16 protein-coding genes and 1 tRNA gene are annotated in these 16,997 nt (G+C 41.7%); 9 read left to right on the plus strand and 8 right to left on the minus strand.

Annotated elements, in window-relative coordinates; genetic code table 11:
- The first annotated feature begins 75 nt into the window (after positions 1-75).
- Positions 76-486 carry a histone-like nucleoid-structuring protein H-NS gene (gene hns / locus M5X66_RS08835; RefSeq protein WP_006661675.1) on the plus strand — a complete coding sequence of 137 codons (411 nt, stop codon included), beginning with the start codon at positions 76-78 and terminating at the stop codon, positions 484-486.
- Positions 487-856: 370 nt separating this feature from the next.
- Here hns and galU read toward each other — a convergent pair whose 3' ends face one another.
- Positions 857-1,786, minus strand: coding sequence for a UTP--glucose-1-phosphate uridylyltransferase GalU (gene galU, locus M5X66_RS08840; protein WP_036956498.1), 930 nt, complete (start codon positions 1,784-1,786; stop codon positions 857-859).
- A 157-nt stretch (positions 1,787-1,943) separates the two neighbouring features.
- Positions 1,944-2,960, minus strand: a complete 1,017-nt coding sequence (rssB, locus tag M5X66_RS08845; RefSeq protein ID WP_154599224.1) for a two-component system response regulator RssB — start codon at positions 2,958-2,960, stop codon at positions 1,944-1,946.
- Between the two features lie 117 nt (positions 2,961-3,077).
- On the opposite strand from rssB, the gene M5X66_RS08850 reads away from it, so the two are divergent.
- The 3 genes from M5X66_RS08850 (at position 3,078) to M5X66_RS08860 (ending at position 4,739) form a co-directional block, all read left to right on the plus strand.
- Positions 3,078-3,557 carry a YchJ family protein gene (locus tag M5X66_RS08850; protein WP_108478069.1) on the plus strand — a complete coding sequence of 160 codons (480 nt, stop codon included), beginning with the start codon at positions 3,078-3,080 and terminating at the stop codon, positions 3,555-3,557.
- A gap of 89 nt (positions 3,558-3,646) precedes the next feature.
- A complete protein-coding gene (purU, locus tag M5X66_RS08855) occupies positions 3,647-4,495 on the plus strand; it encodes a formyltetrahydrofolate deformylase (RefSeq protein WP_036956491.1) in 849 nt (282 codons plus the stop codon).
- A gap of 159 nt (positions 4,496-4,654) precedes the next feature.
- Positions 4,655-4,739, plus strand: a tRNA-Tyr gene (locus M5X66_RS08860).
- A gap of 1 nt (position 4,740) precedes the next feature.
- Here M5X66_RS08860 and M5X66_RS08865 read toward each other — a convergent pair.
- Entirely contained in the window at positions 4,741-5,616 is an 876-nt protein-coding gene (locus M5X66_RS08865; RefSeq protein ID WP_036956489.1) for a LysR family transcriptional regulator, read from the minus strand.
- A 455-nt stretch (positions 5,617-6,071) separates the two neighbouring features.
- Between M5X66_RS08865 and xthA the strand changes: the two genes are divergently transcribed.
- Positions 6,072-6,884 (plus strand): exodeoxyribonuclease III, encoded by an 813-nt coding sequence (xthA, locus tag M5X66_RS08870; RefSeq protein ID WP_036956487.1) that lies wholly within the window; start codon positions 6,072-6,074, stop codon positions 6,882-6,884.
- Positions 6,885-6,993: 109 nt separating this feature from the next.
- On the opposite strand, the gene M5X66_RS08875 is transcribed toward xthA, so the two are convergent.
- From M5X66_RS08875 to M5X66_RS08885, 3 genes are read right to left on the minus strand one after another with little or no spacing between them, the layout of a single operon-like run.
- Positions 6,994-8,934 (minus strand): DNA topoisomerase III, encoded by a 1,941-nt coding sequence (locus tag M5X66_RS08875; RefSeq protein ID WP_270103433.1) that lies wholly within the window; start codon positions 8,932-8,934, stop codon positions 6,994-6,996.
- Between the two features lie 3 nt (positions 8,935-8,937).
- Complete coding sequence (gene selD / locus M5X66_RS08880; RefSeq protein ID WP_036956484.1) at positions 8,938-9,981, minus strand: selenide, water dikinase SelD; 1,044 nt, start codon at positions 9,979-9,981, stop codon at positions 8,938-8,940.
- Positions 9,982-10,011: 30 nt separating this feature from the next.
- Entirely contained in the window at positions 10,012-10,563 is a 552-nt protein-coding gene (locus tag M5X66_RS08885) for an NAD(P)H nitroreductase (RefSeq protein WP_036956481.1), read from the minus strand.
- A gap of 262 nt (positions 10,564-10,825) precedes the next feature.
- Here M5X66_RS08885 and sppA point away from each other — a divergent pair, with 262 nt between their 5' ends.
- The 3 genes from sppA (at position 10,826) to pncA (ending at position 14,571) form a co-directional block, all read left to right on the plus strand.
- The gene (gene sppA, locus M5X66_RS08890) at positions 10,826-12,679 is read left to right on the plus strand and encodes a signal peptide peptidase SppA (RefSeq protein WP_270103434.1); all 1,854 of its coding nucleotides are present in this window, start codon (positions 10,826-10,828) and stop codon (positions 12,677-12,679) included.
- Between the two features lie 228 nt (positions 12,680-12,907).
- The gene (gene ansA, locus M5X66_RS08895) at positions 12,908-13,927 is read left to right on the plus strand and encodes an asparaginase (protein ID WP_036956478.1); all 1,020 of its coding nucleotides are present in this window, start codon (positions 12,908-12,910) and stop codon (positions 13,925-13,927) included.
- 23 nt (positions 13,928-13,950) lie between these two features.
- A complete protein-coding gene (gene pncA, locus M5X66_RS08900) occupies positions 13,951-14,571 on the plus strand; it encodes a bifunctional nicotinamidase/pyrazinamidase (RefSeq protein ID WP_108478065.1) in 621 nt (206 codons plus the stop codon).
- 70 nt (positions 14,572-14,641) lie between these two features.
- On the opposite strand, the gene M5X66_RS08905 is transcribed toward pncA, so the two are convergent.
- A complete protein-coding gene (locus tag M5X66_RS08905; RefSeq protein ID WP_187129838.1) occupies positions 14,642-14,932 on the minus strand; it encodes a YeaC family protein in 291 nt (96 codons plus the stop codon).
- 147 nt (positions 14,933-15,079) lie between these two features.
- Positions 15,080-15,493 carry a peptide-methionine (R)-S-oxide reductase MsrB gene (gene msrB / locus M5X66_RS08910; protein ID WP_036956472.1) on the minus strand — a complete coding sequence of 138 codons (414 nt, stop codon included), beginning with the start codon at positions 15,491-15,493 and terminating at the stop codon, positions 15,080-15,082.
- A 356-nt stretch (positions 15,494-15,849) separates the two neighbouring features.
- Here msrB and gapA point away from each other — a divergent pair, with 356 nt between their 5' ends.
- Positions 15,850-16,845 (plus strand): glyceraldehyde-3-phosphate dehydrogenase, encoded by a 996-nt coding sequence (gene gapA, locus M5X66_RS08915; protein WP_006658762.1) that lies wholly within the window; start codon positions 15,850-15,852, stop codon positions 16,843-16,845.
- Positions 16,846-16,997: the final 152 nt, after the last annotated feature.

A 16,997-nucleotide genomic window follows, 5' to 3' on the forward strand; every position in this document is an offset into this window, starting at 1 on the left:
TAGCTATTGCAGAATTTAAAATAGCACTCTATTATTACTGTACACATGCCAACATATAAAATTGAGACCAGGAAAATGAGCGAATCATTAAAAGCATTAAATAACATCCGTACGCTTCGTGCTCAAGCACGAGAAGTCACTTTAGAATCTTTAGAAGAAATGCTGGAAAAATTAACTGTCGTTGTTGACGAACGTCGTGAAGAAGAAAGCCAAGCTCGCGCTGAAGTTGAAGAACGTAATCGCAAACTGGAAAAAGTTCGCGAAATGATTTTAGAACAAGGCGTAGATTTAAATGACCTTCTGCAAACTATGGATTCTGGTAAAAGCACCAGCACTCGCGCTAAACGTGCTGCTCGCCCAGCAAAATATAAATATGTTGATGAGAACGGCGAAACTAAAACTTGGACAGGCCAAGGTCGTACTCCAGCAGTAATTAAAGTTGCAATCGAAGAACAAGGCAAATCTTTAGACGATTTCTTAATCTAATATTGATAACCTTCCAAATTCTAAACACCCTTTTTATAAGGGTGTTTTTATTTATAGTAGCCTTGTTATTATCCATTTATCATCTCCTCTGTTTCAATCCCCCTCATCTATTTCTAATCAAAAAGAGTGATACAAAATATACGTTAAAGTAAAGTTACGTAATCTAATCAAGTGATATTCTTTAATCTCCTCCTAGCCCACTACACTAATTAATTTACACGCCACACGGGTTATATCGATTTATATTATATAACTGACATTTAATGACACTTAAAATCTGAGTACTCCTTTTTACATATTTCTATAAAATGCCCATAAAAAAAGCTAACCATAAAGGCTAGCTTTTATCTGTACAACAAAGATTCGTATTTTAATTAGATTTCGATGATGAATCTAAATTAGCGGCTAACTCTTTAATCCACGCGGAAAAATCATTTCCTAGTGTATCGTGTTGCATACCATATTCAACAAAGGCTTTCATGTAACCTAATTTATTTCCGCAGTCATGACTTTTACCACATAAGTGGTATGCTTCAACAGGTTCCTTATTTTCCATCATTAATGCGATAGCATCCGTTAATTGGATTTCATCGCCAGCACCCGGTGCTGTTTTCGCTAATGCATCCCAAATCTTTTCGGATAATACATAGCGCCCTACAATAGATAAATTGGATGGAGCTTCATCACGCTTCGGTTTCTCAACCATACGGGAAATCGGTTTACTATCGCCCGGATGTAAAGTCACACCGTTGCAATCCACAATTCCGTAGTTAGAAACATCGTCTTCTGGTACTGGCTCGACTAAAATTTGGCTAGCCCCAGTAGTTTCGTAGTGTTCTAACATCTCTTTGAGGTTAAATTTCGTTAAATCGGTGCTATAGCGATCTAAAATAACATCCGGAAGGATTACGGCAAAAGGCTCATCACCCACCAATGGTTTCGCACATAAAATAGCATGACCTAAACCTTTAGCAATGCCTTGGCGTGTTTGCATGATAGTCACATGACTTGGGCAAATGGATTTCACTTCATCCAATAATTGGCGCTTAACTCGCGCTTCTAAGATGGCTTCAAGTTCAAAGCTGGTATCAAAGTGGTTTTCAATAGAATTTTTAGATGAATGTGTCACTAGCACAATTTCATTAATTCCTGCAGCAATACACTCATTAACCACATATTGGATTAAAGGCTTATCAACAACTGGTAGCATCTCTTTAGGAATGGCTTTCGTCGCTGGAAGCATACGTGTTCCTAAACCTGCTACAGGGATTACCGCTTTACGCACCTTGCGTTTGATCATCTCGAGAACTCCAAAAATTTAATAAGCACCGTTTATATTTTCAATAAACTATACTGGCGCGTTTTTAGTGCGCGCCAGTATATCAGGATTCATTATTGAATAAATAGAGATGGGTTCGTTTAGGATAAATAGAACCTAGATCCATTAAATAAGTGCATTATTTCTGAGCATAGAGATTAAACATTAACTTGATTTTTTGATTCGAATTATGAATAAGACACTTCCAACTCTCACCTTGAAAGTCTAATCGATTTGAATGGTATGTTTTTAGCGTACCTAGCGGGACATTTCGCGCGAGATGGTAATGATGCTGCTCCGTCGTAATATTGGCTTCCAGTCCTGCACTCGCCAAAATCACATTTTTAGATTTGGTATTAAAGTAACCAAGTAACAATGGAAACTGACCTGAAAAGCCAGAATCTTCCAGTAAGTGATTTATTTGATTAATAATGTTATCAATTTGAGGTAATTTTTTATCTCGGTTGTTCACCGCACTTTTTAAGAGGTCATTAAACACAACACGAATTAAAAACGCCGCCATCACCCCTTCTTGTGGAGAGCGTTCTATATCAATGCAATAAAATCCGATTTGCTCCTCAGATATTGCCGCGATATCCAACAGCAACCCAAAACGATTCGCTTCATTTAATTGTCTATAGTTTATCTTATAGCCATTTATAACCTGCGCGACTGGAGGCTGTAATTGTTTCAAGATGGCTAACATATCCAACTTGTCATTATTCAAAATGTTCGAAATATTCTGGATTTCATTTTCAATGAGTGTTTCAGAGTCATATTGCTCTGGATACAGTGCCGCATGAATCGTCACTTTCACTTCATCAAGATTTTTTATTGGCTTTAACAAAGCATCTTTCGCACCAAGACGAAACATTCTATCTAATTGCGTGAAGTCCGTAGTTGCTGAAATAACAATCACAGGTACATTAATATTACGCTCCACCAGCTCCGCCATAAATGATTCACCATTCATGATGGGCATGTTGAGATCACAAAGAATGACATCGGGAATCACCTTTTGTTGCGTGATCAGCTCAAGTGCAAGCGCGCCGTTGTCAGCGATGTAGACTTCTGTTTCTAAACTTTCGAGGTATTCACGAAGAATAGTACAAAAAATTTTTTCATCTTCAACTATGAGTATTTTTCTATTTTTCATATCATACCTACCACGACAACCCTGGTTTCATAAGTAATATATTCTGACGCCAATAGTCATATTATAAAATCATTAACGACTATATTTTTTAAGTATAGTTATTTTATCGAGAAAAGAATGAGCCAATCTTTAAAAAATAATTGTAGTTGCGGTCATCCTTTGCCGTTTGACCAATGCTGCTCTCCGCTGTTGCTTGGGCTGGTTATTGCTGAAACGCCAGAGCAATTAATGCGCTCACGATATAGCGCTTATGTCCATCACAATGTAGATTACCTCATCAAAACATGGCACCCAGATTGCCAAGCACAAGAGTGGCGAGAAGCTATCTTAGATAGTTTTGAACAAACTGAATGGCTGGGACTGCGAGTCATTAGTTCTTCTCATGCTAAAAATCCTGACGAAGCTTATGTCGAATTTTCGGCTTGCTTTATTGATGAAAAAGCTGATCATAAACAGCTTATTCACGAACGTTCCCGTTTTCTTCGCATTGATGCACAGTGGTATTACATTGACGGAATAACACCAAAAGTTGGGCGCAACGATGATTGCCCATGCGGCTCAGGAAAAAAATTTAAGAAGTGCTGCGATAGTTATTAATTCTCTGTTTATCAATTCGTATATTCATTGCATAAATTACGATTAGCCTAAATTATTAGGCTTTAGTCAGTTAAGGATTAGACAGTTCCATGCAACACAAAAATGTACAGAAAAAAATTCTCAGAACCATTTGTCCTGATGCAAAAGGATTGATCGCTAAAATCACCAATATTTGCTACAAACACCAGCTGAACATTATCCAAAATAATGAGTTTGTTGATCACCGTACTGGTCGTTTCTTCATGAGAACGGAACTGGAAGGGATTTTTAACGATGAAACCTTACTGGCAGATTTAGATGATGCATTACCAGAAGGCTCTAAGCGTGAATTAAACTCTGCAGGACGTCGCCGCATTGTTATTATGGTCACAAAAGAGGCGCACTGCCTTGGTGATCTTCTGATGAAGAGCGCTTACGATGGATTAGATGTCGATATTGCTGCCGTTATCGGCAACCACGACACCTTGAAAAACCTTGTAGAGCAGTTTGGTATTCCATTCCATCATATTAGCCATGAAGGTTTAACGCGCGAACAGCACGATGAGAAACTCACGGCTCAGATTGATCAATATCAGCCTGACTATGTTGTCCTTGCTAAATATATGCGGGTGTTGACCCCTGCTTTTGTTCAGCACTACCCTAATCAAATTATTAATATTCACCACTCATTCTTACCGGCATTCATAGGCGCACGTCCTTATCACCAAGCTTATGAGCGTGGCGTTAAGATCATTGGAGCAACCGCTCACTTTGTGAATGATAATTTGGATGAAGGTCCAATCATCACGCAAAACGTTATCAATGTGGACCATACATTTACTGCGGATGATATGATGCGTGCAGGCCGCGACGTTGAAAAGAACGTACTGAGCCATGCTTTATATTGGGTATTGGCACAGCGCGTCTTTGTTTATGGCAATCGAACCATTATTTTATAACAGAGCGTATCGGTTATTAATTGTAGTAATTTGTTGATTTATCACGCATTGAGATTAAAAAATCAGCATTCAGACATTTTTTTTCAATTAATACTTTACAGGGGCGCGTCATTTGATATGATGCCGCCCGCTGTGAACGATTACAGCAATTCAAAATCTGGTGGGATACCCAAGCGGCCAAAGGGAGCAGACTGTAAATCTGCCGTCACAGACTTCGAAGGTTCGAATCCTTCTCCCACCACCATCTAAGCAACGTCTTTTCCAAGTTTGTCAACTACCCCAATAAATCGATTTAATACACTTGAATGTGATTTTGATTTATAAATGTAACAGTTACTTTTATCCAAAAGTCCATTTAATGAAACATAGATCAGCGATCTATCGATCAGCTCATCCTCAGGATAATAGTCAATAATCCCGATAAAATCACCGTCTTGAATGAAACTCTGACAACACCCAATATTATCCATCTGTCGTATGCTGGATTTATTCTCTGCGGTTTCAACTTTAGCCAGCAAGTCACTCATCAGTGAGCTTTTATAAAATGAGGGATCGCATAGCCAAGTACTTTGTTGTAGTAAGACGACAACATCATGATTAAATTTCTCGTATAACTCTTTTCTGCAATAAATACCTAAAGGCGCATTCTCTATTTTTTTTTGTAATGAAAACCTTTCACTGATGACTAATTCAGAACTTAAAATTAAAGTATTTCCATCATAATCGACAATTTCATCTACCTCATCATAGTTAAATCTTAATATATTAACCTGTACATTATTCTTATGTGCTGCTTGATATAAATTAATTAGATGATTTTCTTTCCCCCAGTCATAATAAATATTAGCTTCATTAACAATATAACCAGAAAAATGTTTTTTCGTTATTTCTTTCTCCTGCAAGTAGAGATCTCTAAGATCGTTATAAAGTTCTTGGCCATCCTTAGTTAATGTCATTCCAAATTTTTCTCGTTTAAAAAGCCGTTTACCCAAACTCGTTTCAAAGTCTTTTATGGATTTTGCGATGGGGGGTGTCGTGCGATTCATCACCCTTGCAGCCTTGCTTAGCGAGCCATTCTCAACAACTGCCATAAACGCCTCTAATTTTCTTGAAAAGAACATATCTATGACCCCATTCTATTTATTGAAATGTAAACCAACATGATTATTTTAAATAACAGCATGTTGATTAACTCATAATCTTCCGCATCAAATAAAAATTTAAATAAATTTTTTGATTTGATGATTAACAATATTTCATAAAAGTATTTTTATAATTTCCAACATAGCAAAGCAATATATTATATTGTTTCATTTGATTATTTTTTATTGCCCCACCATTAAATCACATTAAAATATAAATAACCAACTGACTTTAAATGAACTTTTCAGTAGTTGATTATAAAACTAACAAACATTTTTTAATTAACAGCTATAGATATATTATTATTAAAAATTAAAGTTCCCTAATAAATTATCCGCAATTATATAAACAAAAAATATTTAATAGTTACACTATTGTTAGCATCTGATAGAATCCCCTCAGTCATATTCAAAGCAATGGGTGATAAGTAACCATGAAATTTATTTCGTTCAACATTAATGGCCTAAGAGCACGTCCTCATCAACTGGAAGCGATTATTGAGAAGCACCAACCTGAAGTCATTGGGCTACAAGAAACAAAAGTCCACGATGATATGTTCCCTTATGAGGAAGTCAGTAAATTAGGCTACCATGTTTATTTTCACGGTCAAAAAGCCCACTATGGCGTAGCATTACTCCTGAAAAATGAACCACTAGCCGTTAGAAAAGGCTTTCCAACTGATGATGATGAAGCTCAGCGCCGCATCATCATGGCTGATATTCAAACCAGCGAAGGGATTCTGACAGTCGTCAATGGTTACTTCCCTCAAGGAGAAAGCCGTGACCACCCAACCAAATTCCCAGCAAAAGAAAAATTCTATCGTGATCTGCAAGATTACGTAACATCAACGCAAACCACGGATTCCCAATTGCTGATTATGGGTGACATGAACATCAGCCATACCGATTTAGACATCGGTATTGGTGAAGTTAACCGTAAGCGTTGGTTGAAAACCGGAAAATGCTCATTCTTACCTGAAGAACGTGAATGGCTAGATAAACTACTGAGCTGGGGGCTTGTTGATACTTACCGTGAGCAGCATCCAGATACCACCGATTGCTATTCATGGTTTGATTACCGCTCCAAAGGCTTTGACGATAATCGCGGTCTGCGCATTGACCTTCTGCTGGCCTCTAAGAAACTCGCCAGCCGTTGTAGCGCAACGGGTATTGATTACGACATCCGTGGTATGGAAAAACCGTCTGACCACGCACCTGTTTGGGCTGAGTTCGACCTGACGAAGTAATCCTGAGTCTCTCTTTATAGGGCATAATCATATGCCCTATGCTTTCCCCTAGATATCCTTCCTACCCAAATTACTGCTTAGCGCGCTCAAGTTTAGAAATCCACTGCACCTATTCTGACGGTGATGATTTTTTCCCTTTACTCGCACTCGCTTTTTTCATGCCCTTCTTTGCCCCTTTATTATTGGCAACAGGTGGCAATTCACGAAATGCGCGCAAGTTTGTGTATTGACGAGCTTGCTGAATTAAGTTGATTAACGTCTGGCTCAACGGCTGCATAAAATCATCGTAACGCGTCTGTTTTTCGCTGATCTGCGTTAACCTTGACTCCCAGTGAGCCGTCATATCGGGCAAGGTCGCCATATCGGGTAAAACGTGGATCAGCGCTCGCCCAGCGGGGGAGGCGTGAATATAGCGCCCTTTTTTAAACAGAAATTGACGCTTAAACAGTAAATCAATAATCCCCGCTCGCGTCGCTTCAGTCCCTAAACCATCCGTTTCACGCAATACTTTTTTTAATGCTTTATCCTGCACAAAACGGGCGATCCCCGTCATCGCAGACAGCAGCGTTGCATCGGTGAATGGGCGAGGTGGCTGAGTTTGCCGTTCGACCACTTCCCCTTTTTCACATAAAAGCTCATCGCCTTTTTTCACGATAGGCAATGGCATGCCGTCGTTTTCCGCGTCACGCTCTTTCCCGCCTAACACGACTCGCCATCCTGCTTCCGCAAGAAAACGCGCTTTGGCATTAAACTTGCCGTTTTCAATGTCTAAATCGATAGTGCATTTGCGGTAAACCGCATCCGCCATAAATTGAATAATGTACTGACGAGCAATCAACTGGTAAACATTGCTTTCATTTTCAGTTAAACGCACGGAGGCTGTTTTAGCGGTCGGAATGATGGCATGGTGAGCATCCACTTTTTTATCATCCCAACACCGATTTTTCTTATCCAGTTCGGGTAATTCAAATTCAGTTAATGCGGGTTGGTGTACTGCAATCGCATTTAATACCGCATGACGCCCGGCAAAATGCTCGTCCGGCAAATACCGGCTATCCGAACGCGGATAAGTGATAAGCTTATGGGTTTCATACAGTTTCTGGCAAATATCCAGCACTTCTTGGGCACTTAAACCATATTTTTTGGCGGCTTCAATCTGCAAAGCGGATAACGAGAATGGCAGTGGTGCAATCTCAGTTTCCTGCTTATCTTGGTATTGCGTGACAATCGCCGGTTTGCCTTCGATGCGAGAAAGTACATGTTCCGCCAATGGACGATGAATTAAACGCCCTTCTTCATCTTGAAAATCAATGCAAGATTCACTTGGCTGCCAAATTGCCACAAAGCGCTCATCCTTTGGTGTGACAATATGCGCTTTAACTTCAAAAAAGTCTTTTGGTACAAAGTGTTCTATCTCTTCGTCGCGCCTAACTACCAACCCCAATACGGGAGTTTGTACGCGCCCAACAGAGAGAACCCCTTGGTAACCGCCCCGCTGCCCTAATAAGGTATAGGCGCGGGTCATGTTGATTCCATATAGCCAATCTGCACGAGCGCGGGCTAATGCAGAAACACATAACGGAATAAATTCACGGTTTTCACGTAAACGATCAATCGCTCGCTCAACAGCTTGAGGGTTCAAGTCGTTAATTAAACAGCGCTTCACGCTTTTACGTTTTTCGGGATCAAGCTTGAAGTAATCCAGCACCTCATCCACCAGAAGTTGCCCCTCTCTATCGGGGTCTCCTGCGTGGACAACGACGCTGGCTTGTTTAAGGAGCGTGTCGATAGTGTTTAATTGTTTGGTTACTGCGGAACGGGGCTTCAATTGCCATTTCTCAGGAATGATTGGTAAATCTTGCAAGTTCCAACGGGCATAACGCGGATCATAAGCATCCGGTTCAGCCTGTTCTAAAAGATGCCCAATGCACCACGTGACCATCTGGTCATCGCCACATTGAATAAAACCATCCCCTTTACGGTGAGGTTTTGGCAGTACATCCGCAATGGCCCGTGCAAGACTAGGCTTTTCCGCAATAAACAAACGCATAGATTAATCGATCACTTCAATTAAAGGCACACCGCTTTGTGCAGGTAATAAGGTACCGACAGACTGTAACAAAACACCTTGCTGCTGTGCAATCTCTTTAATTTTAGCCACTTCCGATGGTTTAATCGCGATTAGAAGCCCGCCTGACGTTTGTGGATCACACAACAATTTGCGTTGTAGGTCGCTCATTGGTCCAATTAAGTGACCGTAGCTATCAAAGTTGCGTTGAGTTCCACCCGGTACGCAGCCTGCTTCAATATATTTTTCCACACCAGCAAGTTTTGGTACTTTACTAAAGGCAATCTGAGCACGAACACCAGAACCTTCGCAGATCTCACTTAAATGTCCCAGGAGACCAAAGCCCGTTACGTCCGTCATTGCCGTTACACCTTCTAGAGGAGCGACAACCGCGCCGAACTTATTCATTTGGCACATAGTTTCAGCAGCAAGGTGCGCATGTTCTGCTGCTAACACGCCTTTTTTCTCAGCCGTGGTCAGCACACCAATACCCAGCGGTTTGGTTAGGAACAGTTCGCAATCTGCGCTCGCTGCACTGTTTTTCTTCACGTAATCTGTGTTTACGACCCCTGTCACCGCTAAACCAAAGATAGGCTCTGGTGAATCAATGGAGTGGCCGCCTGCCAGTGAAATTCCGGCATCCGCACAAGCAGCACGCCCACCTTCAATCACTTCGCGAGCCACTTCTGGTGGTAATTTTGCAATCGGCCAGCCTAGGATCGCAATTGCCATAATCGGCTTACCGCCCATCGCAAAAATATCGCTGATGGCGTTCGTTGCAGCAATACGCCCGAATTCAAATGGGTTATCCACGATAGGCATAAAGAAGTCAGTGGTACTGATAATGCCGATACCATTGCCTAAATCATAAACTGCGGCATCATCTTTGGTTTCATTTCCCACTAATAAATGAGGATCATGAAATTTAGCTTGTTCTGTATGTAAAATTTGCTCTAATACTTTTGGTGCGATTTTGCATCCGCAGCCAGCACCATGGCTATATTGGGTCAATCTAATTTTTTCTGTCATTATCTGTCTCTTTAGAAATGCTCTTTCTATTTAGAAATAGGACACAAAACCTGTCATATCAGGTTGTTGAGCTTTTGCAGGCGCTTTTAATTCTGGTGTACCTAAATAAAGGAAACCGACGATATGGTCATTTTCTTCACAACCTAAACCTTCACGTACAATAGCGTCTTCCGTCCATGAACCTGAACGCCAAATACCGCCAAAACCTTGTGCTAAAGCGGCCATTTGCATAGCTTGTACGGTGCAGCTTGCAGCAACAATTTGTTCCCACTGTGGCACTTTAGGATGATCTTTCACTTTCGCAATCACAGTAATGATGAGTGGCGCACGAAATGGTGCATTACGCGCTTTTTCTTCAACTTCCGCGCCTAACTTGCCTTCTACCGCTGCTTTTTCAAGCAGTTGGCTGAAGCGAGCGATACCATCTCCTTGCATGACAACAAAGTGCCATGGCTTTAATGCTCCGTGGTCTGGCGCTCTCATTCCTGCGGTAAGAATGTTATCGAGTTGTTCGCCTTGTGGCGCTGGAGTGGTTAAGCGTGAAGCTGAACGACGGTTCAACAAAAGGGTTAATGCATCCATATTGATCTCCGATTAAGAGTAAGCTGATGTAGTGCTCAGCAAAATAGAAATACCATCAGGCTATTGTACAACGCCCACAATGGTTTTGTTATGAATAATCCTGTATTACATTATTTGGTATCTGTCATCGTTTGATACTGTATAGGATTAAATCTATTGATTAATCTATCTATTAATCATCTGTCAAATAGATGATATTCTAAATCATTCGCGCGTCATCTTATGCCGCCATCTTGATTGATATCCTCACACTGGAGAAAAAATGCGACAACTCTGGGATATTTTCGCCACTGTTTTTAAGTTTAGCTGGCGAGTCATTAATTTCATTCGACAATTTGTTTTCAACGCAATTTTCTTCGTGTTGTTATTTTTAGTGATTGGCGGTTATTCTCTCTTGCAATCCGACAGCGAGCCAGAAAAAAACTATTTTGGTGCACTGGTTGTTGATCTACAAGGGATTGTTGTTGACCAAGTCTCTTCCCCAGATCCTTTCGGACGTATGAGTCGCGAATTACTAGGTACCTCCAATAACTTAATGCAGGAAAACTCGCTATTCGATATCGTCGATACCATTCGTACCGCCGCTGACGATGACCGCATTACAGGTCTAATACTACGTTTAGATAATCTGGTGGGCGCAGATCAACCCTCCCTGGCATACATCGGTAAAGCGATTGAAGAGTTTAAAGCCTCTGGGAAATCAGTCTATGCCATGGGCGATAGCTATACACAAGCTCAATATTATTTAGCGAGCTTTGCAGATGAAATTTATCTTGCACCCCATGGCGCCGTGGGTATTTACGGTTTCTCAACGGATACCCTGTATTACAAATCGTTATTAGAAAAACTCAAGGTAAGCACCCATATTTTCCGCGTTGGTACCTACAAATCTGCGGTTGAACCGATGATGCGTGATAATATGTCACCTGAAGCCCGTGAAGCTAACCTGCTTTGGTTAAATACCTTGTGGGATAACTATTTAGGCTCTATCGCAGAGAATCGCCAATCTAAAGCAGAGCAAATCTTCCCGGGAGCGGATAAACTCATTGCACAACTTCGCGCAGCCAAAGGTGATACTGCGCAATATGCTTTACAGCAAAAATTAGTGGATAAGATCTACACCCGCGAACAAGCCGAAAATGTGTTCTCTAATCAGTTTGGTTGGAATAAAGAAGATAAAACATTCAATGGCATTAGCATCTATGATTACTCCACTAAAATTGCCGATACCAGCAACAGCGACGGCAATATTGCAGTCATCGTAGTACAAGGTGCCATCATGGATGGTCCGCAAACTCCCGGTATTGCTGGTGGCGAAACCCTAGCAGCTCAAATCCGTGATGCCCGTTTAAATGAAAATATTAAAGCCATCGTATTACGTGTTAATAGCCCTGGTGGAAGTGTCAGCGCTTCTGACTTGATCCGCAGTGAATTAGCCGCAGCCCGCGCAGCGAAGAAACCTGTCGTCGTATCAATGGGTGGTATGGCCGCATCAGGCGGTTACTGGATCTCAACACCAGCTGACTACATCATTGCAAGCCCAAGCACCTTAACAGGTTCTATCGGTATCTTCGGTGTGATCAATACCTTTGAAAACTCATTAGAATCCATTGGCGTTTATACTGACGGTGTTTCGACTTCACCATTAGCGGGCGTTTCTGTCACTAAGGGGGTCAGTCCTCAATTTTCCGATATGATGCAAATCACCATCGAAAATGGCTACCAAACCTTTATTGGCTTAGTCGCTCAATCTCGCCATAAAACACCAGAAGAAATCGATAAAATTGCCCAAGGTCGCGTTTGGATTGGTAAGGATGCGCTGAAGATTGGTCTAGTTGATGAACTCGGTGATTTCGATGATGCCGTTGCAAAAGCCGCTGAATTAGCGAAAGTAAAATCTGTCGAGCTGGATTGGATGCAACCTGAACTTTCCTTTATGGATCAGTTGATCCTTGAACTGACAAGCAACGTTCAAGTCATGATGCCTGATGCATTGCAAACATTCCTACCACCAGCGGTCGCTACTGATATTCGCCGCCAAGCTCAGTTTTTCTTAAAAATGAACGACCCGCAAAACCGTTACGCATTTTGCTTAAACTGCGCTGAAATTAACTAATTATTCATTTCCACCCATGGCTCCCCTCTCAAGTTAATCTTAGAGGGGCTGCCATTCGCGGTGAATGACGCTGGCGTAAACTGAAGTTTCCATCACAACAATCTGCAATATCTTGTTTTATCCATAGATTATCTCCAGCAAATAAGCCAAAATCCTTATAATCCAAATTATTCACACACAGAATTTCTTATTCATACAGAACTTCGTCTGTCATCGTTAGGTAACAAAATGCAGAAGAAATCGATTTATGTCGTTTATACGGGTGGCACCATCGGCATGCGCCATTCTCCTCAAGGCTATATTCCTGTTTCTGGTCACCTACAGGCACAATTAGCCCAAATGCCTGAGTTTCATCGCCCTGAAATGCCAACATTTACGATTCGTGAACACCAGCCATTAATCGACTCTTCGGACATTACACCGGAAGATTGGCAAAATATCGCCGATGACATCAGTGAAAATTACGATAAATATGATGGTTTTGTGATCCTACATGGCACTGATACCATGGCATTTACCGCTTCTGCGCTCTCCTTTATGTTTGAAAACTTGAAGAAGCCCATTATTGTGACAGGGTCACAAATACCACTGGAAGCCCTACGTTCCGACGGGCAAACCAACCTGCTTAATGCGCTTTATTTAGCGGCAAACTACCCGATCAACGAAGTGGGATTATTCTTCAATAACAAACTGTATCGCGGTAACCGCACAGTAAAAGCGCATGCTGATGGTTTCGAAGCGTTCACTTCGCCAAACTGCTCTCCACTGATGGAAGCCGGTATTCATATCCGTACATTCAATGCCTGCCCTGCACCGATTGGCATTGGGGAATTAAAAACTCATCGCATTACCCCGCAACCTATTGGAGTTGTCACGCTCTACCCTGGATTATCCATTGAAATCGTAAGAAATATTCTTCAACAACCGGTTAAAGCGCTAATCTTGCGCTCTTACGGTGTCGGTAATGCTCCTCAGCAACCCGAGCTTTTACGCATCCTTCGTGAAGCAACTTCTCGCGGCATTATTGTCGTCAACCTCACCCAATGTATTTCTGGGCGTGTAAATATGGAAGGTTACGCCACAGGACATGCATTAGCAGAATCTGGAGTGATCAGTGGTTTTGATATGACTTTTGAAGCCGCATTGAGTAAATTACATTACTTACTAAGCCAAGATTATACCTCTGAGCTTATTCGAGAATTAATGCAAAATAACCTGCGTGGTGAATTAAGCTACGCTGATGAATAAGCTATAACCTACTGAGAAGAAAGATGAAATCAGCATTACTGTTAGTAGACTTACAAAATGATTTTTGTACTGGTGGTGCTCTCGCTGTAAAACAAAGCGAACAGGTTATTGAAACCGCTAACCAAGTTATTGAGCAATGCCAAAAACAGGGTATCACTGTGATCGCCAGCCAAGATTGGCATCCAGAAAACCATCTCAGTTTTGCCGTGAACTCTGGCCAGCCTATTGGTGCCCTTGGTGAACTTAATGGATTGCCACAGGTTTGGTGGCCAGTTCACTGCGTGCAAGGCTCCCATGGCGCTGATTTTCATCCAGAGCTTAATCACCAAGCTATTCAAAAGGTATTTACTAAAGGTGAAAATCCGCAAGTCGATAGCTACAGTGCCTTTTTTGATAATGACAGAGTCAGTCAAACAGAGCTGCATACATGGCTTCAGCAACAACAAATCAGCCATTTAATGATTATGGGCATTGCGACGGACTATTGTGTGAAGTTTACTGTACTGGACGCACTGAGGCTGGGCTATCGTGTTGATGTGCTAACGGATGGGTGCCGTGGCGTTAATTTAGCCCCTGAAGATAGCCAGAAGGCTTTAGCGGAAATGCAGAGTGCGGGGGCTAGTCTAATCACATCATCCCGCTAGAATGCTGTAGTAACTAGCCATGATATAGGTTTGAAATTCGCCCCGTTAGCTGACGGGGCGATATACTGACTTAGTCGTTATCCTGCGGTTTCAATGTCGCAAGTCTATCCCCTTGGAAAAGCGCTTTTAACTCTTGCTTGCTCTTCATGGTAATTTGACCGTCAGTACCGACCGTCATGTGTTCCGCATCATGGTTATGGCGTGACTGCCATAGCATCACCATCTGCAAAGTATTTTCTTTCTGCTCTGGCGTTAATGCCACACCATCTGGCCATTTACCTAACTCCACTGCAGTCACTAAACGCTGGTAAATTTCAGGGGTCATGACAGACAGTAATTGATCTATTTGTTGTGCATCCATTTCTACGCTCACGTTACGCCTCATCACATCAATCTAGTGGCAATCTCGATAATTATTCTTGCGGTGTTATATCTATAGTGTATTTTGAATAACTAGCTGAATCGTTATTGCCAAATGTATTTTGACACTTCAGCAAGCTTCAGCACGTTATCCTAGGGTCTTTTCACCCGTTTGGTCATCCGTAAAACTTAGCGATGCTGAATTTATGCAGTAACGCTGTCCTGTTGGTTGTGGGCCATCAGGAAATACATGCCCAAGATGCGCATTGCAATTACCACAACGCACTTCTATTCGATGCATACCGTGAGAAAAATCTTCGATAAATTTTATCAAACTTTCATCAATCGGTTGAAAGAAACTCGGCCATCCGCAGCCTGCATCAAATTTGGTCTCAGAAAGGAATAAAGGGGTTCCACAACAGAGGCATTCATACACGCCATCTTTACGGTTATGCAATAATTGGCCGCTAAACGGGGGCTCTGTGCCAGCGTGTTGTGTAACATGCAGCTGGACTTGGTTAAGCTTTGATAAATCAATAGCTTGCTTATCTTTATTCGACATTGATTACCTACTTTTTTTCAAAAAGATGCGCATTAAAGCGATTTTGCATCCATTTCAAGCAACAAAAACTTAACAACGCTCAGTGGAAAACTATTCTAGACTATTAAGGTTAGAACTTTACGGTTTGATTTGTGATGAGCCTCACATATATCACTGATGGATGGTTTCATTATGCTGAACAATCCCGATAATACGTGCGGCTGTATTTGCTGCTGAAGTGACTGACAAATATGCAGATAGTGGTATCAGAATTGATTTTTTTCAATAATTGACACGATTCCGCTTGACGGCTGGCAAGGTTTTGGTAACTTTAAGTACATCTTAATTCACGAAATAAAATAGCTGGTGGAAATACTATGACTATCAAAGTAGGTATTAATGGTTTTGGTCGTATCGGCCGTATCGTTTTCCGTGCTGCACAAGAGCGTTCTGACATCGAAATCGTTGCTATCAACGACCTACTCGATGCAGAGTACATGGCATACATGTTGAAATACGACTCAACTCACGGTCGTTTCAACGGTACTGTTGAAGTTAAAGATGGTCACTTAGTTGTTAACGGTAAAAAAATCCGTGTTACAGCAGAGAAAGATCCTGCGAACCTGAAATGGAACGAAGTCGGTGTTGATGTTGTTGCTGAAGCAACAGGTATCTTCCTGACTGACGAGACTGCTCGTAAACACATCCAAGCAGGCGCGAAGAAAGTTGTGTTAACTGGTCCTTCTAAAGATGACACTCCAATGTTCGTTATGGGCGTTAACCACAAAGCTTACGCAGGCCAAGAAATCGTTTCTAACGCATCTTGCACAACTAACTGCTTAGCTCCACTGGCTAAAGTTATCAACGACAAATTTGGTATCGTTGAAGGTCTGATGACCACTGTTCACGCAACCACAGCAACTCAAAAAACTGTTGATGGTCCATCTCACAAAGACTGGCGTGGTGGTCGTGGTGCTTCTCAGAACATCATCCCATCTTCAACTGGTGCTGCTAAAGCTGTAGGTAAAGTTATTCCTGAGCTGAACGGTAAACTGACTGGTATGTCTTTCCGTGTTCCAACTCCTAACGTTTCTGTTGTTGACCTGACTGCACGTCTGGCGAAACCAGCAACTTACGCACAAATCTGCGACGCTATTAAAGAAGCTGCAGAAGGCGAACTGAAAGGCGTTCTGGGTTACACTGAAGACGACGTTGTATCTACCGATTTCAACGGCGAAAAACTGACTTCAGTATTTGATGCTAAAGCAGGTATCGCTCTGAACGATAACTTTGTGAAACTGGTTTCTTGGTATGACAACGAAACTGGCTACTCTAACAAAGTTCTAGACCTGATCGCTCACATCTCTAAATAAGCGTTGTTAAGTAATCAGTGTGACTGAGCCGCCTTTTGGCGGCTCTTTTGTATCTTTCATACATTCAAAATTAAAGCCCAGCTCAATATACTCCAAGCTGCGTCCCCCGCTTCATTCAATGCCGCTTGCAGTATCGTGAGTTTGTTATATTG

This window comes from Providencia sp. PROV188 (assembly GCF_027595165.1).
Taxonomy (GTDB): domain Bacteria; phylum Pseudomonadota; class Gammaproteobacteria; order Enterobacterales; family Enterobacteriaceae; genus Providencia; species Providencia lanzhouensis.